Source organism: Bradyrhizobium ivorense, assembly GCF_900696085.1.
Lineage (GTDB): Bacteria > Pseudomonadota > Alphaproteobacteria > Rhizobiales > Xanthobacteraceae > Bradyrhizobium > Bradyrhizobium ivorense.
In genome coordinates, this window is sequence record NZ_CAADFC020000032.1 from 190,750 (window position 1) to 214,863 (window position 24,114).

General features: G+C 66.5%; 17 protein-coding genes. 9 read left to right on the forward strand and 8 right to left on the reverse strand.

The features are described 5' to 3' along the window. The first annotated feature begins 131 nt into the window (after positions 1-131). The 6 genes from CI41S_RS38210 (at position 132) to CI41S_RS38230 (ending at position 6,478) form a co-directional block, all read left to right on the forward strand. Positions 132-566, forward strand: coding sequence for a hypothetical protein (locus CI41S_RS38210; RefSeq protein WP_139864180.1), 435 nt, complete (start codon positions 132-134; stop codon positions 564-566). A gap of 306 nt (positions 567-872) precedes the next feature. Then, positions 873-1,037, forward strand: a complete 165-nt coding sequence (locus CI41S_RS43915; protein WP_172628352.1) for a hypothetical protein — start codon at positions 873-875, stop codon at positions 1,035-1,037. A 17-nt stretch (positions 1,038-1,054) separates the two neighbouring features. Next, the gene (locus CI41S_RS38215; protein ID WP_139864181.1) at positions 1,055-2,995 is read left to right on the forward strand and encodes a glycosyltransferase; all 1,941 of its coding nucleotides are present in this window, start codon (positions 1,055-1,057) and stop codon (positions 2,993-2,995) included. A 1-nt stretch (position 2,996) separates the two neighbouring features. Further along, positions 2,997-3,737: an ABC transporter ATP-binding protein gene (locus CI41S_RS38220; protein WP_139864182.1), complete on the forward strand. Its 741-nt coding sequence runs from the start codon at positions 2,997-2,999 to the stop codon at positions 3,735-3,737. Beyond that, complete coding sequence (locus tag CI41S_RS38225; protein ID WP_172628359.1) at positions 3,734-5,152, forward strand: glycosyltransferase family 4 protein; 1,419 nt, start codon at positions 3,734-3,736, stop codon at positions 5,150-5,152. The genes CI41S_RS38220 and CI41S_RS38225 overlap by 4 nt, the downstream gene beginning before the upstream one ends. Before the next feature lie 9 nt (positions 5,153-5,161). Next, positions 5,162-6,478: an O-antigen ligase family protein gene (locus tag CI41S_RS38230; protein ID WP_139864183.1), complete on the forward strand. Its 1,317-nt coding sequence runs from the start codon at positions 5,162-5,164 to the stop codon at positions 6,476-6,478. Between the two features lie 230 nt (positions 6,479-6,708). On the opposite strand, the gene CI41S_RS38235 is transcribed toward CI41S_RS38230, so the two are convergent. Beyond that, positions 6,709-7,944 carry an ABC transporter substrate-binding protein gene (locus CI41S_RS38235; RefSeq protein WP_139864184.1) on the reverse strand — a complete coding sequence of 412 codons (1,236 nt, stop codon included), beginning with the start codon at positions 7,942-7,944 and terminating at the stop codon, positions 6,709-6,711. 159 nt (positions 7,945-8,103) lie between these two features. Here CI41S_RS38235 and CI41S_RS38240 point away from each other — a divergent pair, with 159 nt between their 5' ends. Further along, entirely contained in the window at positions 8,104-10,257 is a 2,154-nt protein-coding gene (locus tag CI41S_RS38240) for a carbamoyltransferase C-terminal domain-containing protein (RefSeq protein WP_139864185.1), read from the forward strand. On the opposite strand, the gene CI41S_RS38245 is transcribed toward CI41S_RS38240, so the two are convergent. The 6 genes from CI41S_RS38245 to CI41S_RS45110 all read right to left on the reverse strand — a co-directional run bounded on the left by CI41S_RS38245 (position 10,217) and on the right by CI41S_RS45110 (position 18,805). After that, positions 10,217-11,152, reverse strand: coding sequence for a DMT family transporter (locus CI41S_RS38245; protein WP_139864186.1), 936 nt, complete (start codon positions 11,150-11,152; stop codon positions 10,217-10,219). The genes CI41S_RS38240 and CI41S_RS38245 overlap by 41 nt on opposite strands. Before the next feature lie 82 nt (positions 11,153-11,234). Further along, complete coding sequence (locus CI41S_RS38250) at positions 11,235-12,104, reverse strand: NAD(P)-dependent oxidoreductase (RefSeq protein ID WP_139864187.1); 870 nt, start codon at positions 12,102-12,104, stop codon at positions 11,235-11,237. Between the two features lie 3 nt (positions 12,105-12,107). Then, positions 12,108-13,239, reverse strand: a protein-coding gene (prfB, locus tag CI41S_RS38255; RefSeq protein ID WP_139864188.1) for a peptide chain release factor 2 whose coding sequence is annotated in 2 segments (ribosomal slippage) — positions 12,108-13,169 and positions 13,171-13,239 — 1,131 coding nt in all. Because the reading frame shifts where the segments join, the coding sequence is not laid out codon by codon here. A gap of 205 nt (positions 13,240-13,444) precedes the next feature. Then, the gene (locus CI41S_RS38260; RefSeq protein ID WP_139864189.1) at positions 13,445-15,940 is read right to left on the reverse strand and encodes a penicillin-binding protein 1A; all 2,496 of its coding nucleotides are present in this window, start codon (positions 15,938-15,940) and stop codon (positions 13,445-13,447) included. 237 nt (positions 15,941-16,177) lie between these two features. After that, positions 16,178-17,470, reverse strand: a complete 1,293-nt coding sequence (locus CI41S_RS38265; protein WP_139483977.1) for an N-acetylmuramoyl-L-alanine amidase — start codon at positions 17,468-17,470, stop codon at positions 16,178-16,180. A 621-nt stretch (positions 17,471-18,091) separates the two neighbouring features. After that, a complete protein-coding gene (locus CI41S_RS45110) occupies positions 18,092-18,805 on the reverse strand; it encodes a hypothetical protein (RefSeq protein ID WP_283813182.1) in 714 nt (237 codons plus the stop codon). Between the two features lie 15 nt (positions 18,806-18,820). On the opposite strand from CI41S_RS45110, the gene CI41S_RS38270 reads away from it, so the two are divergent. Both CI41S_RS38270 and CI41S_RS38275 read left to right on the forward strand, forming a co-directional pair. Further along, complete coding sequence (locus tag CI41S_RS38270) at positions 18,821-21,352, forward strand: Rne/Rng family ribonuclease (protein ID WP_283813183.1); 2,532 nt, start codon at positions 18,821-18,823, stop codon at positions 21,350-21,352. An 84-nt stretch (positions 21,353-21,436) separates the two neighbouring features. Next, positions 21,437-22,669, forward strand: coding sequence for an NAD(P)/FAD-dependent oxidoreductase (locus CI41S_RS38275; RefSeq protein ID WP_139864191.1), 1,233 nt, complete (start codon positions 21,437-21,439; stop codon positions 22,667-22,669). Positions 22,670-22,725: 56 nt separating this feature from the next. On the opposite strand, the gene CI41S_RS38280 is transcribed toward CI41S_RS38275, so the two are convergent. Then, complete coding sequence (locus CI41S_RS38280) at positions 22,726-24,060, reverse strand: dicarboxylate/amino acid:cation symporter (RefSeq protein WP_139483980.1); 1,335 nt, start codon at positions 24,058-24,060, stop codon at positions 22,726-22,728. Between the last annotated feature and the right edge of the window lie 54 nt (positions 24,061-24,114).

The window sequence follows — 24,114 nt, forward strand, 5'->3', positions numbered from 1 at the left end:
GGATACAATCCCACCCCCTTGACGTGTGATTTTTTCCCACTTATGGGAAACACTGTCACCGCCGGAAACACAGCGCCGCCGCGATGCGCTTGCCGGTTCCGGCGGCGCTGGGCTCCGGCACGGAAAGTCACATGACCTCCATCCGATTCGACGTTGCGATTGCAGACGCCTGCAGCCGCGCCCAGGTTCCCTACGAGGATTTCGTGTCGATGGTGATGGCGGGCGGCTATCCCTGCCTGCCCGGCGTGGTCCCCGGCTCGCCGCGCCGCTTCGACGACACCGACCTGGTGGCGCTGTACATCTACGGGCGGCTGCTCGCCTTCGGCTTCGGCGCGCTGCGCTCCGGCGAATATGCCTGCCGCGCCCATGCCGGGCTCCGCACGGAGCCGCAGGCGAAATCGATCTCGATCGCGCTGACGCCGGACGGCGGCAAGCGCGTCGTGATCGAGCAGGATCTGCAGCGGCCGGCGGCAGCGATGCTGCCCGAGCGAATCCATTTCGACATCGCCGCCATCAGGCAATTGCTGCTGCAGCCGGCCGAGCGCACGCCCGCCGAGCCGGCGTGAAATAGCCCCGCTCTCGTCATGCCCGGGCTTGCCCCGGGCATCCACGTCTTTGACTGTGACGTGAAGGCAGACGTCGATGGCCGGGACAAACCTGGCCATGACGACGTGGGATTACGCCAATCCACCCCGCCGCATGCGCGGAGCGATGGATTGCTTCGTCGCTGTCGCTCCTCGCAATGACGATCGAGATCACAAAATTCTTCAGCCCCGCCACACGTGGGACATAATCCCACTTTTTAGTCCAGCTCCATTGACGTGTGAAATTTTCCCACGTATCCAGAATTCACAAACAGGGAATCCGACGCAATGTCTCCTCGTTCGGCCCGCGGCCGGCTCGCCGCACCCACGTTCCGTTTCACACCGCAAGGCCCGTGCGGCCCGATCGAGCCGGTGCTGCCGGTGGTGCTGCGCTCGCTGCTGTTCCTGGCGACGCTGGCGCTGCCGTTCGTCGTCGCCCTGTTCGCCGCCTGACACGGAGCCGCCCCACCATGACCGTTGTCAACGAGCCGGCCCGCCGCCCGTCGGTGCTGCACATCTTCAAGGTCTACTACCCCGATCTGTTCGGCGGCACGCTGTCGGTGATCCGCGACATCTGCGCCGGACTGAAGGATACGTTTGCCGCCGCGGTGTTGGTCTGCTCGCGCACGCCCGGCGAGCGGCGGATCGTGGTCAACAACGTCGCGGTCGAGCGCGTGCGCTCGTTCGGCGACGTGCTGTCGCTGCCCGCCGCGCCGGCCTATCCGTGGCGGCTGTGGCGCCGCATCGCCGAGCACGATCTGCTGGCGCTGCATGCGCCCTTCCCGCTCGCCGACCTGGTGTTCGCGCTCGGGCTCGGCCGCAGCCGTCCGCTGGTGGTGCACTGGCACGCCGACATCGTCTCGCACGCGGCGCTGCGCTTCCTCGTCGAACCCTTGATGCGACGAACCTTGCGGCGCGCCTCGGCGATCATCGTCTCCGATCCGGTGCTGGTCGAGACCACGCCGCTGCTGCAGGAATTTGCCGCCAAGTGCCACGCGGTGCCGTTCGGCATCGATGTCGCGAAATACGACCGGCCGGCCGCGCCGCCCACCGAGGTCAACGCGCGCGGCCGCCTGGTGCTCGCCTGTGGACGCCTCGTGCCCTACAAGGGTTTTGACGTGCTGGTCCGCGCCGCGCACAGCCGCAATTTCGAGGTCTGGATCGTCGGCGAGGGCCGCGAGCGCGAGCACCTCGAGCAGTTGATCCGCGACTACGGCCTGCAGGACCGCGTCCGCCTGCTCGGCTCGATTGCGGAGAGCGAGCGCGTCAAGCTGATGCGGATCGCCGACGTCTTCGTGCTGCCCTCGGTGACCAATGCCGAGACCTTCGGGCTGGTGCAGCTCGAGGCGATGGCGGCGGGCCGCCCGGTGGTCAACACCGCGCTCGACACCGGCGTGCCGCATGTCGCGCGCAACGGGCTCGAGGCGATCACGGTGCCGCCGGGCGATCCCGCAGCGCTCGCCTATGCCATCGAGACCTTGATCAACGATACCGACCGCCGCCGCCGCATGGGTCAGGCCGCGCGCCACCGCGCCGTGACCAAATATTCGACCACGGCCTTCAAGGAAGCAATCGAGACGGTGTACCGCACGGCGGTCGCCGAACAGGCTGCCGCAAAGGACGCCGGCTCATCCGCCCCAGGCCTGCGTCCCCAAACGGCCGGCCTCGCCGCCGCGATCCAGATCGCGGCGGCGCTGGCCTGGTCGGACATGCGGCACCGCTACGTCCGCTCGCTGCTCGGCCCGTTCTGGATGTCGATCCAGATGGCGATCATGGTCGCGGTGCTCGGCTCCGTCATCGGCCATCTCTCCAACGCCAGTGCGGTGGCGCGGCTGCCGATGCTGGCGGCGAGCCTCACCGCCTGGACCTTCCTCAACGGCGTCGTGCTCGACGCCACCACGGCGCTGCAGAATTCGGCCAGCCTGATCAAGGACCGCGCGCTGCCGCCGGTGATCTTCCTGCTGCAATGTACCTTCCGCCAGGCGCTGTTCGCGCTCCACAACGCCACGGTGCCGCTCGCGCTCTGGCTCGCGCTGACACCGAGGGATTTTGGCGGCGCGCTCGCCGCCCTTCCGGGTCTCGCGCTATTCATCGTCTGCACGCTGGCCCTCAGTCTCGTCCTCGGCGCGCTGGCGACGCGCTACCGCGACATCAAGCCGATCATCGAGTCGTCGCTGACGCTGGCCTTCCTGGCCTCGCCGATCATCTGGACGCCCGAGATGATCGACCGCAACGCGGCGGTGATGCGGCTCAATCCGCTGACCCACCTGTTCGCAATCTGGCGCGATCCGCTCGCCACCGGCCAGGTCGCGACGACGAGCCTGCTCTATGTGCTGGGCTGCCTCGCCGCGCTCGCGGTCGCGGCAACCGTGACCATCGCCCGCCTGCGCAAGGCCGCGTTCTGGATCTAGCATGGTCAGCATAAACCTTCGCGACGTCTGTCTCGACTATCCGCTATACGGCGCCTACGACTTCTCGCTGAAGCGCCGCCTGCTCGGCCGCCTGATGGGCGAAGCGAGCGAGACGCGGACCATCCGTGCAATCGACCGCATCTCGCTCGAGGCTAGGGCCGGCGCACGGATCGGGCTCGCCGGGCCGAACGGCTCCGGCAAGTCGACCTTGCTGCGGCTGATCGCCGGCGTGTTCCCGCCGACCGGCGGCCAGCGCGAGGTCAGCGGCAACATCGTGCCGCTGCTCGGCCTCGGCGCCGGCGTCAATCTCGACTTCGTCGCTGCCGACAATATCAGCCTGCTGCTCAGAATCAGCGGCCGCAAGCCGACGCCCAAAATCCTGGACGAGATCTGGGCTTTCACCGAGCTCGAGGAGCGGATGCAGCGGCTGCCGCTGCGGATGTTCTCCTCGGGCATGCTGATGCGCGTGCTGTTCGCGACCGCGACCGCCTTCCCGGCCGACATCCTGCTGCTCGACGAATGGCTCAGCGTGGTCGACGAGAATTTTTCCGCCAAGGCCGAACAGCGGCTGCTCAAGATGGTCGAGACCGCGGCGATCGTGATCATCGCCTCACACGACCACACACTGCTGCGCCGCACCTGCAGCAGCATCATCAATCTCGACCACGGCCGCATCGCCAGCACCGCCCAACTGGATACGCCGGTCCCGCATCACCTCGAGCTCAGAGAGAAACGCGCATGAAGAAGATTTTGGTCGTCAGCGAGGCGCTCGGCGAGCCCAACCACAAGCGCGGCATCTTCCATTTCACCCGCGAATTGATCCGCTCATTGGCGGCCGAAGGCCATGCCCTGACGCTCGTGGTCGAGACCACGCGCCGCTATCGCAAGCTGCGCCGCCGCCAGCACAAGACCCCACTGCTGCCGCGGGATTCACGGTTGATCGAGCTGCTCGCGCTGTATCGCTTTCTCGATCAGACCGACATGAATTCACCGGTCATGCGCGGCGGCCTGCGCCGCACCGCCGACTGGTTCCGTCACAAGCTCAACGCCGCCACCTCGCTGGAATTCATCATCGCATTCCTGCGCTCGCTCGGCCTGCTGCCATCAGCCGTCAAGCTGATCGAGAACCGCACCGCGGGCCTCGAATACATTCCGACCGATCTGCGCCATCTCGAACTGTTCGGCGACTTCCGGCTCGAGCCCGGCTTCTACAGCTATCAGGACACCTCGGCCCTGACCCGGCTGCCGCCGCCGCGCATCGACGCGCGCGGCTACGACGTCATTCTCGTCGACACGCCGACGCGGGTCGCGATCCGGCGCGACCTTGGCGCCAAGGTGATCTGCGTGATCCACGATCTGTTGCCGATCACCGATCTCAAGCTCGACGACATCGCGACGCGGCTGTTCCTCTCGCGCCTGTTCACCAGCGTGCGGCAGGCCGACGAGCTCGCCTTCGTCTCGAACTACAGCATGAACCGCTTCCGCGCCCTGCTGCCGCAATATGCGCAGATTCCGGCCCGCGTCGTCTATCCGCGCACCCGCTTCGATCTTAAGCCCGCCGTCGCGCCAACTCCCGCCGCCCCGCCGCGGCCGAGTTTTGTGGTGATCGTCTCGAACGAACCGCGCAAGAACCTTGCGATCGTGATCCGCGCCTTCCGCAAGCTGCCGCAGGCCGACCTCGTCGTGATCGGTCATGCCGGCGGCATGAGCAAGATGGCCGACCTGCCGAAAAACGTCCGCTTCTCCGGCTATGTCGAGGAGCACGAGAAGGCCGCGCTGCTCGCGTCCGCGCATGGCCTGATCATGCCGAGCCTCGCCGAAGGTTTTGGGGTCCCGATCATTGAGGCGTTTGCGGCCAACACGCCGGTGCTGTGCTCGGACATCGCCGTGTTCCGCGAGGTCGCGGGCGAGCTCGCCGACTATTTCGATCCGTTCTCGACCGACGCGATCTGCGCGTCCGTGAGGCGCGTGCTGGCGCAGCAGGACGACTGGCGCGCGCGGATCCGCGCATGCCGCCCCAAACTCGCCGCGCGCTTCGGCCACGAGAGCCAGGCGCGCGACCTGCTCGCCCCGCGCGCGGCGGCGGAAAGCCCGACATCATCCAGGGCGGCGGCCGCGGTCTCCGCCTTCGACAGCCTCGCCGCGCAAAGCATGTGACGTAAGGCCATGACTGCAACCGCCGACATCACCGCCAACCCGGTGCCGCGCTGGCGCGACCGTATCAGGACCTGGTCCGGTTCGGCCGCCTATCTCAGCACCACCGACGCGCTGATCGTGCTCGCCGCGGCGGCGCTGCCGTGGTCGACCACGGCGCTGACCGTATTCCTGCTGCTCTGGCTGGTTGCCGTGATCCCGACCGTCGACTGGGAGCAGTTCGTGCTCGATCTCGCCACGCCAGCCTGCGCGCTGCCGGTGGCGCTGGTCGTGCTCGCGCTGCTCGGCCTGTTGTGGTCGGAGGCGAGCTGGGCGGAACGGCTCTACGGCCTCAAGCCGCTCGGCAAATTGCTGCTGCTGCCAGTCCTGCTCGGCTACTTCAAGCGCTCGCAACGCGGTCCGCAGGTGTTTTGGGCGTTCCTCGTCTCGTGCATGCTGATGATGATCCTGTCCTGGATCGTGCTGGCGCGGCCGGAGTTGAAGCTCACCCACACCGCGTCCGACGGCGTGCCGGTGAAGAACTACATCGACCAAAGCCAAGAGTTTGCGCTGTGTGCCTTCGCGCTGGCGCTGCCGGCATGGACCGCGCTGCGGGCGCGCCGCTTCGCCGCCGCGGCCGGCTGTCTGGCGCTGATCGCACTGTTCGTCGCCAACATGCTCTACGTCGTCTCGGCGCGCACCGCGCTGGTCACCATGCCGGTGCTCTTGATGCTGTTTGCGTTCCTGCATCTCGGCCGGCGCGCCACGCGGGCGCTGTTCGCGGCAGTCGCGGTGGCGAGCCTGCTGGCCTGGACCACCTCGCCCTATCTGCGCCAGCGCATCGCCGATATCGGCATCGAGTATCGCGCCCAGGACACGTCGACCATCGCCTCGACCGCGCAGCGGCTGACCTACTGGCGCAAATCGCTGAAATTCTTTGCCGAGGCACCGGTGCTCGGCCACGGCACCGGCGCGATCAGGCATCTGTTCACCCAGGATGCCCTCGGCCAGACCGGCCTGCAGGCCGAGGTGGTCAACAACCCGCACAATCAAACACTCAACGTCGCGATCCAGTGGGGCCTCGCCGGCATCGTCCTGCTCTACGCCCTCTGGTACAGCCACCTCCGCCTTTTCTCCGGCCGCGACCTCGCGAGCTGGATCGGGCTTGCCGTCGTGGTGCAGAACATCACCAGCTCGCTGTTCAACTCGCATCTCGCCGATTTCCACGAGGGCTGGATCTACGTGATCGGCGTCGGCGTCGCCGGCGGCATAGCGCTGCGCGCGCGGAAGCCGGAGAAGCTGCTGGTCGAACATCCTCCGTCGTCATTCCGGGGCAGCCCGAAGGGCTGAGCACCGCGTCCCCACCCACGACTGTCATCGCCCGGCTCGACCGGGCGATCCAGTACGCCGCGGCGTCTCGGCTGAATAACGACTGCCTCTGGAATACTGGATCACCCGCCTTCGCGGGTGATGACATCGAGCCAGCTGTTTGACAATTCAATCAGACCGACCACCGTCGTCCCCGCGCAAAGGCGAAGCCTTCGCGGGATGACGGGATCGACGGCGGCGCCAAACGTTCCCTACCTTGTCGCGTCGTGCCCGACTTCGCCGGTGATCACATCGCCGAACAGCTCCCACGCCTCGCCGTTGAAGCGCATCAGCTGCATCTGCTCGATCGGGTAGTAGTCGTCGGCCGAGGTGTTGACCATGATGCCGGGCAGCATCAGGTCGGAGTGAAAATTCTTCAGGCTGGCGGCCTGCTTCATCACGTTGTCGCGGGTGAGATTGTCGCCGCACTGCTTCAAGACCTGCGCCATCGCCTCGGCCTGCACGTAGCCGTAGATATTGTTGGCGTTGGCCTTGTCGCCGTCGGGATAGTACTTGTCCATGAAGGCGCGCCACTTCACCACGGCGGGATCCTTGTCCCAGGTCGGATCGGTCGGGTCCTTGAGATACGCCGTCGAGATGATGCCCTTGGAATATTCGAGCCCGGCCGGCTTCAGCACCGAGGCGACCGAGGTCGCGGTGTTGGCCAGAAAGAATTTCGGTTTCCAGCCGAGCTCGCCGACCTTGCGGATCGCCTGCGCCGAGCCTTTCGGCGCCGCCCAGGAGAAGAAGATGTCGGCGCCGGAATCGTGCAGCGCGACGATCTGGGAATCGATCGAGGGATCGCTGACCTCATACGACTTGTCGGCGATGATCATGCTGACCTTGTCGCCGAGCCCGTCCTTCAGGCCCTTGAACTGGTCCTTGCCGGCATCGTCGTTCTGCCAGAACACCGCGATCTTGCTGTTGGGGAATTTGTCGCGAATGTATTTGGCGTAGATCCGCCCCTCGCTCTGGTAGTTGGGCTGAAAGCCCATCGTCCACGGAAAATTCTTCGGATCGCCGAACTTGGTGCCGCCAGAGGCGACGAACAATTGCGGCACCTTCTTGGCGTTCATGTATTTCATGATCGCCGAATTCGAGGGCGTGCCGAGCGGCTGGAAGATCAACAGCACCTCGTCGCTCTCGACCAGCTTGCGCGCCTGCTCGATCGCCTTCGGCGGCGAATAGGCGTCGTCATAGCTGATGAAGTCGATCTTGCGGCCGCCGATGCCGCCCTGATCATTGATCATCTTGAAGAACGCGGCCTCGGTCTTGCCGATCACGCCGTAGGACGAGGCCGGGCCGCTGTACGGCATGATATTGCCGATCTTGATTTCGCTATCGGTCGCGCCGGGATCGTATTTCTTCTGCGCGAAAGCGGTGCTCGCGATCAGCGCGGCACTTGCGAACGCCACCGCTGCGCCAATATATCCCAAACGAGCCGGCATCGTTTTCTCCCGATTTTTGTCGTTGATTTGGCGGCAAGTCTCGCAAGTCACCGAAGCGCTGGCAAGCATCGGCTTTTTCCGCTGCGCGAAACGGCATTGTTGCCTGGCGCGATTTGTGTTTGAAGGCCCGGTGGGGGATCTTAAGTCGAGGCGTTCTGTTTGCTTAAGCCGGAAATCCGTATCGGTCCGCGCCATCCGCGATTGGCGGCGTGGGGCTATGAACTCACGCGCCGCCTCGGCGAGGCACAGCTGGCGCGCCGCGGCCTGCACAAGGTCAGCGGCGATTTCGCGCAGGCGAAGATCGCCGAGATCCGCGCGCGGCTGCAGCGCGGCGAGACCATCTACATCGCCGGCCTCGCCTGCCCCGGCACCCACAACACCGGCGTCGCGCTGGTCGAGGTGTCGCAGCTGCACGGCCCGCGCCTGATCGTCAACAACGAGGAAGAGCGCTTCTCCGGCAACAAGCACACCAACGAGTTTCCGCAGCACGCGCTCGACGACATGCGCAAGGTGTTGCAGCGGATGGGCCGCGACATCGGCGACATCTCGGCCTTCGTCACCACCTGGGATTACCCGGCGCTGCTGGCGATGCTGATCCGCACCTCGCTCGAGGAGGCGCCGCCCAGCCTCAAGCTGCTGCGCGCGCCGATCGCCCCCGCGATCAATCTGCGCCAGCTGGATCAGGTGCGGCGGCTGTCGCGCAAGCTCGGGCGGATGTACGGGCTCGGCGAACAGGTGCCGCTGATCTGCATGCCGCATCACGACAATCACGCCTGGTACTCGTTCACCGCCTCGCCGTTCGCAGAGAGCCGCGAGACGGTCGCGATCGCGGTGCTCGACGGCACCGGCGACGTCGGCTCGATCTCGCTCTACGTCGCCGAGAACGGCGAGATGAAGCAGCTCTATTGCAACGAGAGCCTGTTCGATTCGCTCGGCGCCTTCTATACCGTGGTGTCGTCGAGCCAGGGCGGCTGGACCTGGCTGTCCAGCGAAGGCCGCTACATGGGCGCCGCCGCTTGGGGCGACATGAACCGCGCCACCAATCCGTATTATGCGCGGCTGAAGGCCGTGCTGCAGCTCGGCCCCAACGGCACCGTGCGGCTTAACCGCGCGATGGCCAATTGGTATGCCGATCCCGGCGACAATCCCTACAAGCAGCCGCTGATCGATATCCTCGGTCCGCCGCTGCGGCCCGACCAGCTGTGGAATCCCGACGCCGTGCTGCGCGTCGAAGACATCGAGCATCGCCCCGATACCAAGGACCGGCTCGACAAGGCGGCGGCGACGCAACTGGTATTCGAGGACGCGATGATCCATGTCATCGATCATCTGCTGCGCCTCACCGGCACCGATCGCCTGGTGCTGACCGGCGGGGTCGCGCTGAACGCGCTCGGCAACATGCGGCTGCTCGAGCATTTCGACGAGGCGTGGTTCGAGCGCGCGCAGCAGCGCAAGACCCGGCTGCACATGTGGATCCCGCCGGTGCCCGGCGATCCCGGCGTGCCGATCGGCGCCGCCTGGCTGTTCGCGCACATGGCCGGTGCCCCGCGCGGCGCGCCGCTGTCGCACGCGTTCTATTGCGGCCTGCCGCCGGCGCATGCCGACATCAGTGCGGCCCTTCGCGCCGACGACATCGCGTCCACCGCGATCGGCTACGTCTCGACACCAGAGAGCCGCGATGCGATCGCCGACCTGATGGCCTACGCGGTGGCGCATGGCGGCGTGATCGCGATCTACCAGGGCGCGGCCGAGACCGGCCCGCGCGCGCTCGGGCATCGTTCGATCCTCGCCAATCCCTGCGATCCCCATGTGCGCGAACGGCTCAACGAGCGGGTCAAGTACCGCGAGGCGATCCGCCCGCTGGCACCGATGGCGACGCTGCAATCGGCGCGCGATTATTTCGAGCTGGAAGACGGCGCGTCGGATGGCAACTACAACGCCTACAACTACATGGTGCTGACCGCGCATTCGAAGCCGGAGGCGCGCGAAAAGATTCCCGCCGTGGTGCATGCCGACGGCACCGGCCGCATCCAGATCGTGCGCGAGGCCGACGATCCCCTCACCTATGCCTACCTCAAGGCGCTCGGCCGCCGCATCGGCGTCGAGATGTCGGTCAACACCTCGTTCAATGTCGCAGGGCCGATCGCGCAGACGCCGGCGCAGGCGATCGACACGCTGCGCCGCTCCAAGGGGCTCGATGCGGTGTTGCTGGTCGCCGACGACGGCACGGTGTTTGCCGCCTGGCACGGCGGCGAGCGCGACAGCGGCCGCTTCACCGGCTGGTATGCGGCGTGGAAGCAGGCGCGCCGCTGAACCACGCCAGCACGCGGCCGTCGATCACGAGCAGCGCGCTTGATATCACCAGCGCGCCGATCACCTCGCGCAGCGCGACCGGCTCGCCGAGCACCAGCGTACCGAGCAGCATCGCGGTGACCGGAATCAACAGCGTCACCAGCATCACATTGGTCGCCCCGGAGCGCTGCAGGATTTGAAAGAACACGATATAGGCCAGCGCCGTCGACAGCGCCGCCAGCCCGAGCACCGCAACCCACGTCGTCGCGTGCGGCATCGGCAGCAACCAGGGCCGGTCGACGACAGCCGCGACCACCGCCATCATCACGCTAGAAGCCATCATCTGGAACGCCGCCGTGCCCAGCGGCGGCACATGCACCGGCAGCCGCCGCCCGACCAGCGCCGCAATGCCGTAGCTGAAGGCACCGGCGAGACACAGCGCGATACCGATGCCCTGCCGGCTCTCGAAACCCAGCGCATCGCCGTGCAGGATCGCAACCCCGATCACGCCGACGATCACGCCCGCAACGCGGCGCGCCTGCAGCCGCTCCTCGCCGGCTGCCGCCATGATGATGACGGCGAACAGCGGCGTCGTCGCATTGAGGATCGAGGCGAGCCCGCTCGGGATGTAGGTCTGCCCGAACACGATCAGCGAGAACGGCAGGACGTTGTTGAACAGCCCCATCGCAAAGAACGGCGCCCATCCCGCCACGCCCTTCGGGAACGCGATGTTGCGGGCCCGCAGCAGCGGCAGCAGGATCACGGCGCCGAGCGCCACCCGCAGCAACACCAGCGTCAGCGGCGGCAGTTCGCGCAGGATCACGCCGTTGAAGAAGAACGAGCCGCCCCAGAGCACCGAGAGCAGACCCAGCAGCGCCCAGTCGCGGCGATCGATCCTGTTGTCGGCGGACGGCATGGCGGGCTCTCAGCTGCGCGGGCGCAGATGACTAGCCGGCCGCTGCGGCGATGGCCACCCGATTTCCGATATCTGACGCGCCCTATTTCGGCCGCGACACGATCTCGATCATCTGGCCTTCGTCGGCGTCGGGCGCATGCGCCTTCGCCTTGTCATAGGCCGTGAGCGCGGCGCGGCTGACGGGCACGCCGGGCAGCAGCGTCTCGGCGAGCCGCACGGCGTATTCGGCATCCTTGTGGCGCAGCGCCGCGGTGAAGGAGGCGCCGGAGAAATTGCGGTCGATCATCCGCCTGCTGTGGCGGATCACCTGTGGGCTCGCGACCGCACCGGTCGCCAGCGCCTCGGCCACCAGCTGCATATCGAGGCCAGCCTGTTCGGCGATCGCGACGCCCTCGGCGAGGCTGGCGATCTGCACCGCGCCGATCAGATTGTTGATCAGCTTGAACACGGTGCCGGTGCCGACCGCGCCGAAATGCCGGATCGTGCTGCCGATCGGCGCCAGATATGGCTGCGCGCGTTCGAGGTCGGCGGGATCAGCGCCCACCAGCAGCGTCAGCTTGCCCGCGGCCGCCGCTTCCGGCAGCCCGGTGACGGGGCAATCGATGTAGACCAGCCCGCGGTTGCGCAGCTCCTGCGCCATCGCGAGTGCGTGCTGATAGGAAACCGTCGAGCATTCGATCGCGAGTGTGCCGGCCTTCATGGTGGCGGCGGCGCCGTCCTTGGTCAGCCAGACCGAGCGCGAGGCTTCATCGTCGGCCACCATGGTGACGACGGCATCGGCGTCGATCGCGGCGTCCTCCGGCGAGGTCGCCCATTGCGCGCCGCGCGCGATCAGGTCCGCGGCCTTGGCCTTGCTGCGATTCCACACCGTGACCGTGAAGCCGGCATCGAGGTAGCGGCCGGCCATGCCGTGGCCCATCCGTCCCAGTCCGATGAAGGCCACACGCTGCATGGGCTAATCCACATCCTCGACCGCGCCGGGCCCAGTGCCGAAGGCACGCTGCGCCAGGGTCGCGGCCATGAACTCGTCGAGGTCGCCGTCCAGCACACCGGACGTATCGGAGGTCTGCACGCCAGTGCGCAAATCCTTCACCATCTGATAGGGCTGCAGCACGTAGGAGCGGATCTGGTGGCCCCAGCCGATGTCGGTCTTGGCGGCCTGGTCGGCGGCGGCCTGCTCCTCGCGCTTCTTCAGCTCGATCTCGTAGAGCCGCGCGCGCAGCATATCCCAAGCCTGCGCCCGGTTCTTGTGCTGGGAGCGGCCGGCCTGGCAGACCACCGCGATGCCGGTCGGAATGTGCGTCAGGCGCACCGCCGACTCGGTCTTGTTGACGTGCTGGCCGCCGGCGCCGCCCGACCGCATCGTGTCGGTGCGGACGTCGCTCTCCTTGATCTCGATCTTGATCGAGTCGTCGATCACGGGGAAAATCTGCACCGACGAGAACGAGGTGTGGCGCCGCGCGTTGGAATCGAACGGCGAGATGCGCACCAGGCGGTGCACGCCGGCTTCGGTCTTCAGCCAGCCATAGGCATTGTGGCCGGAGATCTGGATCGTCGCGGACTTGATGCCCGCCTCTTCACCCTGGGATTCTTCGAGAAACTCGATCTTGAAGCCGTGCTTCTCGGCCCAGCGCGTGTACATGCGCAGCAGCATCTGCGCCCAGTCCTGGCTCTCGGTGCCGCCGGCGCCGGCATGGACCTCGAGATAGGAATCGAACTTGTCGGCCTCGCCGGAGAGCAGCGCCTCGAGCTCGCGCCGGGCGACTTCCTTCTTCAGGTCCTTCAGCGCCTTCTCGGCGTCAGAGACCACGCCCGCGTCGTTCTCGGCCTCGCCGAGCTCGATCATGCCGATCTGGTCCTCGAGCTCGCGCTCGACCTTGCCGATTCCAGAGAGCGCGTCCTCCAATGAGGTGCGCTCCTGCATCAGCCGCTGGGCCTTCTGGGGATCGTTCCAGAGATTGGAGTCTTCAGCGAGCTTGTTCAGCTCCGCGAGGCGTGCCGTCGATTGTTCGACGTCAAAGATGCCTCCTCAGCAGCCCGACTGACTGCTTGATCTCTTCAACAAGGCGTTCGATTTCGGCGCGCATGATCTTTCAGGAGTTGGGAAAACAGGTTCCGAGGGATGTAGCGACGGGCGCGGCAAAGCGCAATCGGATTGACAGCGCTGTCCCGGGCATTTGGGCGGAACAATTACCAGAGCGTTTTCCAGCGAAGTGGATGCCGGTTTTGCGTGAAGAAAACGCGTCCAAACAACAATCTAGAGCTCCCTTCCGATGGCATCGGAACGGAGCTCTAATACAGACCGAAAGGCCGCAGGAAAACGTTGCTGCCGTCAGGCTGCTGGCTTTGCGACGGCTGCGGACCCGGGCTCGGGCTGCGGCCATCGGCATCGGCGACCCCGATCACCGAGTAGTTCTCCGGCGGTGCGGTGCCCGGCTTGAAGGCTTCGAGGATGGTGTTGCCGCCCTCGCCCGGTCCTGCGCGCATGCCGGACTTGGCATCGACGCGGATCAGCTTGATGCCGGCCGGAACCTTGAACGGGGTCGGCGGCTTGTCGGCGAGCGCCAGCTTGAGGAAGTCGCGCGCGATCGGCGCCGCAATATGACCGCCGGTCGCGGCGCGCCCCATGTTGCGCGGCTTGTCGAAGCCCATGTAGACGCCGACGGCAATGTCAGGCGAGAAGCCGATGAACCAGACGTCTTTCTCGTCGTTGGTGGTACCGGTCTTGCCGGCGATCGGCTTGCCGACCTCCTTGACGACGGTGGCGGTGCCGCGCTGGACCACGCCTTCCATCATCTCGGTGATCTGGTAGGCGGTCATCGGGTCGAGCACCTGCTCGCGACGATCGACCAGCTGCGGCTCCGCCTGGTTCTTCCAGCCGCCGGGCGCGTCGCAGCCGCGGCATTCGCGCTGGTCGTGCTTGAAGATGGTGTGGCCGTAGCGGTCCTGAATGCGATCGATCAGCGTCGGTTTCACCCGGCGGCCGCCATTGGCGAACATCGAATACGCCGTCACCATGCGCATGACCGTGGTTTCGCCGGCGCCGAGCGCATAGGACAGGTAGTTCGGCAACTCGTCATAGACGCCGAAACGCTTGGCGTATTCGCCGACCAAGGGCATGCCGATGTCCTGCGCCAGCCGCACCGTCACGGTGTTGAGCGAGCGCTGCAGCGCGTTGCGCAGCGTGGTCGGGCCGTAATATTTGCCGGTCGAATAGTTTTCCGGACGCCACACCCCGGCGCCCTGCCCCTGATCGATCTCGATCGGCGCGTCGATCACGGTGGTCGACGGCGTATAGCCGTTGTCCAGCGCCGACGAGTAGACGATCGGCTTGAACGACGAACCGGGCTGCCGGTAGGCCTGGGTCGCGCGGTTGAACTGGCTCTGGTCGAACGAGAAGCCGCCGACCATCGCGAGCACGCGGCCGGTCCAGGGATCCATCACCACCATCGCACCGGACACTTCCGGCAATTGCCGCAGCCGATACTGACCTTCGACCGCGCTGCCGTCCTTGTTCACCAGCGGGTCAGCGTAGATCACGTCGCCCGGCTGCAGCACCTGCGCGACCGCCGTCGGCGCCTTGCCCTTGGATTTGGCCCAGCGCACGCCGTCCATGGTGATGATGCCGGTCTGCCGTTCCTTGCTGACCGCGCCACCGAGTTCGCGGCCCGGCTGGAAACCGATCCGCGCCGACTGGTCGCTGGTCTCCAGCACTACCGCCATCCGCCACGGCGAGATGTCGGAGAGCGACTTCACGTCGGCGAGCTTGACGCCCCAGTCGCCGGCGATGGCAAGCTTCTGCACCGGCCCGCGCCAGCCCTGCGCCTCGTCATAGTTGACGAGACCGGCCGCCATGGTCTTGCGCGCCATCACCTGGATCTTCGGGTCGAGCGTGGTGCGGACCGACAGGCCGCCCTCATAGAGCTTCTTCTCGCCGTAGCGCTCAAAAATGTCGCGGCGGACTTCCTCGGCGAAATATTCGCCGGCGAAGATGTGCGCGCCATTCGAACGGCTGGTGACGTTGAGCGCTTCCTTGCGCGCCTTGTCGGCGTCGGCCTGCTTGATCCAGCCGTTCTCCAGCAGGCGGTCGATCACGTAGTTGCGGCGCTCGATGGCGCGATCGCGGTTGCGCACCGGGTGCAGCGCGGCCGGCGCCTTCGGCAGTGCGGCGAGGTAGGACGCCTCCGCGATGGTGAGCTCGTTGACCGACTTGTCGAAATAGACCAGCGATGCGGCGGCGATGCCGTAGGCGCCGAGGCCGAGATAGATCTCGTTGAGGTAGAGCTCGAGGATGCGGTCCTTGGAGTAGGCGCGCTCGATGCGCATCGCCAGCAAGGCTTCCTTGATCTTGCGCGAGAACGAGACCTCGTTGGTCAGCAGAAAGTTCTTCGCGACCTGCTGGGTGATGGTCGACGCGCCCTGCGGGCGGCGGTTGGAGCCGTAGTTCTGCGCGTAGAGGATCGCAGCGCGCGCCATGCCCTGATAGTCGATGCCGCCGTGCTCGTAGAAGTTCTTGTCCTCGGCAGCGAGGAAGGCGTTGATCACGAGCTTCGGCACCGCCTGGATCGGCAGGTAGAGCCGGCGTTCCTTGGAGTACTCGCCGAGCAGCGCGCCGTCGGAGGCGTGCACGCGGGTCATCACCGGCGGCTCATAGTCCTGAAGCTGCGAGTAGTCCGGCAGATCCTTGGAGAAATGCCAGATCGCGCCGGCAACCCCGGCGACGCCAACCAGAAACACCACGGTTCCGGCGGCGAACAAGAAACCCATGAACCGCACGAGCAGGCGCATCGAAGTCCCGTCCCTACCCTCCGGCGCTCAATCTTCTGCGAAGCGCCTGTCCAAAAGTGCGAAAGCCAACCAAGCCCCACGGCCCCGGCGGAGCCATTCTTGCGCACGCTCAAAATACAAGGGCCCGAACAATGTGGGTGATTCCGAAGAACCCTGTCGCCCCTTTTCTATACCGTTGCCGCTGTGGCCAAACTAGGGCTTCCCGGCAACGCCGGCGGGCTTTTCAGCCGGCCAATTTCATTTGGCCGATCCGGCAGTTGCCAGCCGCTTGGCGAAGAACGCGTCGATCGCCTGGACCATCGAGCCGACCGTCTTGTTCCGCCAGTTCTCGGAAACGAGGTGCTCGAGGTCGCCCTTGTTGGAGACGTAGCCGAGCTCCACCAAGACCGAGGGCACGTCGGGCGCCTTCAGCACCCGGAAGCCCGCCGATTTCAGCGGATGCTTGTGCATCCGCGCCGTGGTCTTCATCTCGTCCACGAGCAGACGGGCGAAGCGGTTGGAAAAGGTCTTGGTCTCGCGCTGCGCGAGGTCGATCAGGATGTCGGCGACCTCGGTCGGCTCGTCGGTCAGATTCACGCCGCCGATGGCGTCGGCCTTGTTTTCGGTGTCGGCGAGCCGCTCGGCTTCGGCGTCGGAGGCTTTGTCCGACAGCGTGTAGATGGTGGCGCCCTGGGCATCGCCCTCGCGGCGCGGCAGCGCGTCGGCGTGGATCGAGACGAACAGCGCCGCCGACTGGTTGCGCGCCAGCTTCACCCGGTCATTCAGCGGGATGAAGGTGTCGTCGGTCCGCGTCATGACCACGCGGTATTTGCCGGATTTCTCGATCCGGTCGCGCAAAGCGAGGCCGAAGCCGAGCACCAGGTTCTTCTCCAGCTCGCCGCCGGACTGGGTGCCATTGTCGATGCCACCATGACCGGGATCGATCACGATCAGAGGGCGGGGATCGGTGACCGGCGGCAACGCCGCCGTCGTGACGGGCGGGACGACGACATTGCCCTCGGCGAGCGCGGGCTTCAGTTCGGGCCGGGCCTCAGGCGCAAGCGACTGCGTGAAGCTGGTGCGATCGACCTCCTCGAATTCCAGCACCAGCCGCGGCGGCTGGCCGTTGGCGGCGTCGAGCACATAGGAGCTGGCGATCTTTGCCGGTCCGGTCAGATCGAACACGATTCTGGAGCCGCCAGGCATCACGAGGCCGTAGCGGAATGCCTTCACCAGCCCTCGCCCGTTCGAGCCGGTGCCGGAAGCGAGCTGGAAATTGACCTGCGGGATATCGACCACGACGCGATACGGGTCGGCCAACGGGAAGGCGCGGAACTCGATCTTACGGTCCAGATCGAGGATGAATCGGGTCTGTTTGCCGTCGCCGGCGAGGCGCGCGTCGGATGCGACCGGGAAATTCGAGGCCGGGGCCGGCTGAGCGTTCTGCTGCCCCTCGGCGGCGGTCAGGCGACCTGCTTCGGCAAACACCAATGCTGCAGCGCACAATAGCGCGCTCCCCAGCAAAACACGGCGATTTGCGCGAATTGCCACCGATTCGAGCCTCCTTGGCAGCCTCTTACCGCATTAAAACCACACGGTTAATCGCATGCTAATGACGGACGCACGAAAAGGATCGAGTGTTGCCGCCCCGCGACGCTCCCGACGCTTCCCTTGCACGCGGCAGCCAATCAACGTATGTACGGGATGCTGACGGCTAGTACTCCCGGTTGTGTCGCGTTCAGCCTCCCGGTGCAGCGGTGGAACCTTCGATCCAGAAGATCCCGCCGTGTTTTTCCGGCCCCTCCACAGCCAGCGCCGCGCGCGGCTGACATGGAGGGGCGGTTTCGAGCCCGAGCGGCGTCCGGTCCCAGGCACTCTCGCCCGAGGGACGGTTTGAGAACCGGCATAAACGATTATCCGGACCCCTTGGGGCCTCGATATGCGATGGCCGGCAGGCGCTTCGGCGCCGCGCCGAAGCTTTCAGCAAAAGATACGGCGGTATTTCTCGCCGCCACCATGTTTAGACGGGCCGACGCTTAATGCGCCAGACTGTATTGCCGACCAGGATCGCCGAGACGATCGCGCTGACGCGAGGTGAAAGCTTCGCCCGTCGCATCATCCCGGTGGGTTCCCGCCCGGCACGGCGCCGCCAGACGCGTTTTGGCCTTCCCCTCACCCCCGAATCAGGTGGACCGTCGCGTCACCGGGCGGCGCAGTTTGCGCGCGCCATGAACCGCGCCCGCCGCCGTCAAGAGCTGCAAAATGCCCAACAAGATGTTGATCGATGCCACCCACCCGGAAGAGACCCGGGTCGTCGTGGTCCGTGGCAATCGAGTCGAAGAGTTTGATTTCGAGACCGCCCAGCGCAAGCAACTGCGCGGCAACATTTATCTCGCCAAGGTCACGCGCGTAGAGCCGTCGCTGCAGGCCGCCTTCATCGAATATGGCGGCAATCGCCACGGCTTCCTGGCGTTCAGCGAAATTCATCCCGACTACTATCAGATCCCGGTCGCCGACCGTCAGGCGCTGATCGAGGCCGACGAGCGCGCGCATCGCGAGGCCGAGGAAGAGCACGAGAACCGCGGTCATCGCCGCCGCTCCCGCCATCGCAACGCCCGCCGCCGTGGCCACGGCGACCGCGTCCAGAGCGAGGTGATCGAGGCTGCCACCGACCCGCAGGCGCAAGCTCACGAGGCGCTCGAGCAGCCGATCGCGGCCGAGCCCCACGATCACGACGTGGCCGCGCACGAGGGTCACGAGCATGAGGCGCACGACCATGCGCATGCCCAAGATCCTGCCCAAGACCATGAGCATCACGACGACCACCATCACGATCACGGCGATCATCATCACCATGACGACGCCCATGGTCATGAACATGGTCACGAGCACGCCCACGAAGTGAGCGCGGCGCCGGATACCGACGTCCAGCCCGACCCGGTCGTCGCGGTGATCGAGGCCTCCGCGGCGTCGGCCGCGCCGGAGCCGGCCGAGCCCGTCGAGATCAATCATGAGCCCGAGCGGGTTTATGAGGAACAGGCCGAGGAAAACGCTGCGCACGCCGACGACGTGCAGCTTGCGGCCACGGATGAACATCACGCTGCCAGCGACGACGGCCTCGCCGTCGCCGAGCCCGCCGGATCTGCCGAAGCCGCCTCCGCGGATGCCGGCGCGGCGCCGAGCGAAAACGGCGATGAAGCCGACGACGAGGATGAGGACGACGGCGAAGAGGCCGAGGAAGACGTCGTCGAGTCCGTCGGCGGCGACGACGTGCTTGAGGAGGTTCCGGAGCGTCCGTTCCGCCCGCGCCGCCAGTACAAGATCCAGGAAGTGATCAAGCGCCGACAGGTCATGCTGGTGCAGGTCGTCAAGGAAGAGCGCGGCAACAAGGGCGCCGCGCTGACCACCTATCTGTCGCTCGCCGGCCGCTACGCGGTGCTGATGCCCAACACCGCGCGCGGCGGCGGCATCAGCCGCAAGATCACCTCCGCCCAGGACCGTTCGCGGCTGAAGGAAGTGGTGCAGGACCTGGACGTGCCCGAGGGCATGGGCATCATCCTGCGCACCGCCGGCGCCTCGCGCAGCAAGCCGGAGATCAAGCGCGACTTCGAATATTTGATCCGAATGTGGGAGACGGTGCGCGACCTGACGCTGAAGTCGCAGGCGCCGACCCTGGTCTACGAGGAAGGCTCGCTGATCAAGCGCTCGCTGCGCGACCTCTATAACAAGGAGATCGACGAGATTCAGGTGGCGGGCGATGCCGGCTACCGCGAAGCCCGCGACTTCATGAAGATGCTGATGCCGGCGAATGTGCGTGCGGTGAAGCTCTATGGCGACGGCCAGCCGCTGTTCTCGCGGATGGGCGTCGAGAGCCAGCTCGACGCGATGTTCTCGCCGACCGTGCAGTTGCGCTCCGGCGGCTACATCGTGATCAACCAGACCGAGGCGCTGGTCTCGATCGACGTCAACTCGGGGCGCGCCACCCGTGAGCACCATATCGAGGACACCGCGCTCAAGACCAATCTGGAGGCGGCCGAGGAAGTCGCCCGCCAGCTCCGCCTGCGCGACCTTGCCGGCCTGATCGTCATCGACTTCATCGACATGGACGAGAAGCGCAACAACCGCGCGGTCGAGCGCAAGCTGTCCGACTGCCTGCGCCAGGACCGCGCGCGGATCCAGGTCGGCCGCATCTCGCATTTCGGCCTGCTGGAAATGTCGCGCCAGCGCATCCGCGCCAGCGTGCTGGAGAGCTCGACCGAGCCCTGCCCGCAATGCGGCGGCTCGGGTCACGTCCGCTCGGTCTCGTCGGTGGCGCTGCAGCTGCTGCGCGGCATCGAGGAAATCCTGATGAAGGGCGCGACGCACAATCTCGTGGTGCGCACCCGCACCGACGTCGCGCTCTATGTGCTCAATCACAAGCGTGGCCATCTGCGCGACCTCGAGGACTCCTTCAAGGTGCAGCTCTCGATCGTCGCCGACGCCACCGTGCACGGCACCCAGTCCTACATCATCGACCGCGGTGAGCAGGTGCACACGCTCGAGGCCGCGAAAGCGCTGCTGGCGGCGCAGGCCGCAGCCGCGCCAGCGCAGGCCGAAGAGGCCGACGACGACGAGGAATCGTTCGAGTACGAGGCCGAGGTCGAGACCGATGAGACCGAGGGCCTCGCCGACGACCAGGCGGCCGGCGAGGAAGCCGCTGCCGAGGGCGAAGGCGACGGTCAACGCCGCAAGCGGCGGCGCCGGCGGCGCGGCCGCGGCGGTGACCGCGAGGAGCGCGAGTCCGCCCAGCCGCCGCGCGAGGACGGCGAGCTCATGCATGTGCTGCCCGAGGGCGGCGAGGCAGTCGCGACCGAGGACGGCGAAGGCGACGATGAAGAGGGCGACGAGCAGCAAGGCTTTGCGGGCGGCGACCAGGCCGCCAATGGCGAGCGTCGCCCGCGCCGCCGCGGACGTCGTGGCGGCCGCCGCCGGCGTGGCGGTGGCGGAGCCGATGAAGGTCTTGCGGGATCGATCTCCGACGAGCTGAGCCCGGCCCCGACGCCGGAGGCTGCCGATGCGGTCGCCGACTTCGAGGGCATGTTGCAGCCGGCTCCGGTGCTCGAGGTGCCCGAGGTGGTTGCCGTGCCGCGCGAGCTGCAGCCGGCCGAGGCTGTCGCTGCGCCTGCGCCCGAGGTCGTTGAAGCGGCCGCGGCCGTGACCGAGGACGCGCCGGCGGAAACCGACCGCGCCGCCCGGCGTCGGTCGACCGTGCGCGAGAAGGTCAGCTTCAGCTCGAGCCCACAGGCGGAAACGCCGGCGCCCACGCTGGTGCAGAGCCCGGCCGAGGAGCCGCCCCCGGCCCCCGCCCCGCTCGCGGAGCCGGAGCCTGCCGCCGCAACCGAGGCTCCCGCCCGCAAGGGCTGGTGGTCGCGCCGCTTCGGCGGCGGCAACTGACCTTCCCATGAGTTAAAGCGCCCGGTGCAAGCCGGGCGTTTTTATTGGCGAACCGCGCATCAGACGCCGGAGAGAACAGCTTCAATGCAAAGCGCAATCGTACTTGGTGGCGGCATGGTGGGCGTCGGCACGGCGCTGCACCTGCAGCGGCGCGGCTGGTCGGTGACGCTGGTCGACCGCAGGGAGCCCGGCCGGGAGACCAGCTACGGCAATGCCGGGATCATTCAGAGCGAGGCCGTGCGGCCCTATCCGATGCCGCGCGATTTTGCCACGCTGGCGCGGATCGCGATGGGCCGCACCAACGACGTCCGCTATCGGCTGGCATCGCTGCCGCAGCATGCCGGCCCGCTGCTGCGCTATTGGTGGCACTCGACACCCGAGCGGCATCGCGAAGCCACCCTTGCCTGGGCACGCCTGATCGCCCACGCCACGGCGGAGCACGACACGCTGATCCGCGAGGCCCATGCCGACAACCTGATCCGCCGCGCCGGCTTTCGTATCCTGTACCGCGATCCGGCCGCGCTGGCGGCGGCGACTGCGATCGCTGAAGAGAACCAGCGCGACTTCGGCGTGAAGTTTCGTGTCCTCAACGGCAGCGAGCTTGCAAAGGCCGAACCGATCCTGCGCGACGACCTGCCCGGCGCCATTCACTGGCTCGAGCCCTGGACCGTGTCGGATCCCGGCGGTCTCGTCTCGGCCTATGCCGGATTGTTCGAGCGTCTCGGCGGCACGCTGCTGCGCGGCGATGCGCAGACACTGACCGAAACCAGATCCGGCTGGTCCGTCGACACGGCCTCCGGCCGGATCGACGCAGCCCATGTCGTTGTCACGCTCGGGCCGTGGTCACCCGATCTGCTGCAAAAATTCGGCTACCGGATTCCGCTGGTGCGCAAGCGCGGCTACCACATGCACTATCAAGGCGGCCGCTCGCTCGACCTGCCGCTGGTGGATACCGCCATGGGTTACGCGATGGCGCCGATGGCGAAGGGAATCCGCATCACCACCGGCGCGGAGCTGACCAGTCCGGACGCTCCTGCGACGCCGATTCAGCTCGGCCACGCCGAAGCCGCCGCGCGCGGCCTGCTCGACATCGGGAGCCGCGTCGAGCCCGAGCCGTGGTTCGGCACCCGCCCCTGCTCGATCGACATGCTGCCGGTGCTCGGGCCCGTCCCGACGCATCGCGGCCTGTGGGTGAATTTCGGCCACGGCCATCAGGGCTTTACGCTCGGCCCCGCCACCGGGAAACTGCTCGCCGAAATGATGAACGGCGAGGCCCCCGCAGTGGACACCTCGCCGTATCGCATCGATCGGTTCTAATCTCTATTGAGCATGATCTTTTCGGAAAACCGCTTCACACTTTTCCGGATCATGCTCTAATCCGTCGTCAGCGCCGTCTCCATGTCAGTCGGATCGATCTGCCTGGCGAGATTGGCGTTGAGCTTGCCGCGATCGAGTTCGCCCTCCCACCAGGCGACGATCACGCAGGCAACGCCGTTGCCGCACAGATTGGTCAGCGCACGGCACTCGCTCATGAACTTGTCGATGCCGAGCACGATCGCCATGCCCGGCACGAGCCGCGGATCGACCACCGCAAGCGTCGCCGCCAGCGTGATGAAGCCGGCGCCGGTGATGCCGGACGCCCCCTTCGAGGTCAGCATCGCCACCACCAGGATCGTGAGCTGCTGGCTGAACGAGAGGTCGTAGCCGAGTGCCTGGGCGATGAACAGCGTCGCCAAGGTCATGTAGATGTTGGTGCCGTCGAGGTTGAACGAATAGCCCGTCGGCACCACGAGGCCGACCACCGATTTGGAGCAGCCGAGCCGCTCCAGCTTCTCCATCAGCGATGGGAGCGCGCTTTCGGAGGACGAGGTGCCGAGCACGATCAAGAGCTCGTCCTTGATGTAGGCCAGGAACTTGAAGATCGAGAACCCGGCCATCCGCGCGATGATGCCGAGCACCACGAACACGAACAGCGCGGCGGTCAAATAGAACGTCGCGATCAGGCCGACCAAATTGAGGATCGCGCCGGTGCCGAACTTGCCGATGGTGTACGCCATCGCACCGAACGCGCCGATCGGCGCGGCGCGCATCACGATCGAGATCACGCCGAACACGGCATGCGCCGCATCGTCGATGAACGAACGGATGGTGTGGCCGCGTTCGCCGAGGCTCATGATGGCGAAGCCGAACAGCACCGAGAACAGCAGCACCTGCAGGATCTCGCCCTGCGCGAAGGCACCGACCACGGTGTCCGGGATGATGTGCAGCACGAAGTCGACGCTCTTCTGCGCCTCGGCCTGCTTGGCGTAGCCGGCGACCGCCTGGGCGTTCGCCGCCGCGTTGCCGAAGCCCGCACCGGGCTTGATCAGATTGCCGACGATCAGCCCGATCACCAGCGCGAAGGTCGAGACCACCTCGAAATAGACCAGCGCCTTGACGCCGATGCGGCCGACCTTCTTGGCGTCCTGGATATGCGCGATGCCGGACACGACGGTGCAGAAGATGATCGGCGCGATCACCATCTTGATCAACTTGATGAAGCCGTCGCCGAGCGCCTTGATCCATTCGTTGGTGGCAAGGTTCGGCCACAGCCAGCCGACCAGTGCGCCGAGCACGATGGCGATCAGGACCTGGACGTAGAGAACTTTATACCACGGCTTGGCGGCGGCAGCCGCCGGCGCGCCCGTGGCAACTGACGTCGTTGCCATGTGTCACTCCCCCTCAGAAATGATGGGAACAGCCAAGATCAACTTGGCTGCGCA

Bases quoted from the DNA above. Each gene is read 5' to 3' on its own strand.
- CI41S_RS38230 (WP_139864183.1), top strand. From the start codon at position 5,162: ATGACTGCAACCGCCGACATCACCGCCAACCCGGTGCCGCGCTGGCGC.
- CI41S_RS38245 (WP_139864186.1), bottom strand. From the start codon at position 11,152: ATGCCGTCCGCCGACAACAGGATCGATCGCCGCGACTGGGCGCTGCTG.
- CI41S_RS38250 (WP_139864187.1), bottom strand. From the start codon at position 12,104: ATGCAGCGTGTGGCCTTCATCGGACTGGGACGGATGGGCCACGGCATG.
- CI41S_RS38220 (WP_139864182.1), top strand. From the start codon at position 2,997: ATGGTCAGCATAAACCTTCGCGACGTCTGTCTCGACTATCCGCTATAC.
- CI41S_RS38225 (WP_172628359.1), top strand. From the start codon at position 3,734: ATGAAGAAGATTTTGGTCGTCAGCGAGGCGCTCGGCGAGCCCAACCAC.
- CI41S_RS43915 (WP_172628352.1), top strand. From the start codon at position 873: ATGTCTCCTCGTTCGGCCCGCGGCCGGCTCGCCGCACCCACGTTCCGT.
- CI41S_RS38215 (WP_139864181.1), top strand. From the start codon at position 1,055: ATGACCGTTGTCAACGAGCCGGCCCGCCGCCCGTCGGTGCTGCACATC.
- CI41S_RS38280 (WP_139483980.1), bottom strand. From the start codon at position 24,060: ATGGCAACGACGTCAGTTGCCACGGGCGCGCCGGCGGCTGCCGCCGCC.
- CI41S_RS38210 (WP_139864180.1), top strand. From the start codon at position 132: ATGACCTCCATCCGATTCGACGTTGCGATTGCAGACGCCTGCAGCCGC.
- CI41S_RS38275 (WP_139864191.1), top strand. From the start codon at position 21,437: ATGCAAAGCGCAATCGTACTTGGTGGCGGCATGGTGGGCGTCGGCACG.
- CI41S_RS38260 (WP_139864189.1), bottom strand. From the start codon at position 15,940: ATGCGCCTGCTCGTGCGGTTCATGGGTTTCTTGTTCGCCGCCGGAACC.
- CI41S_RS38235 (WP_139864184.1), bottom strand. From the start codon at position 7,944: ATGCCGGCTCGTTTGGGATATATTGGCGCAGCGGTGGCGTTCGCAAGT.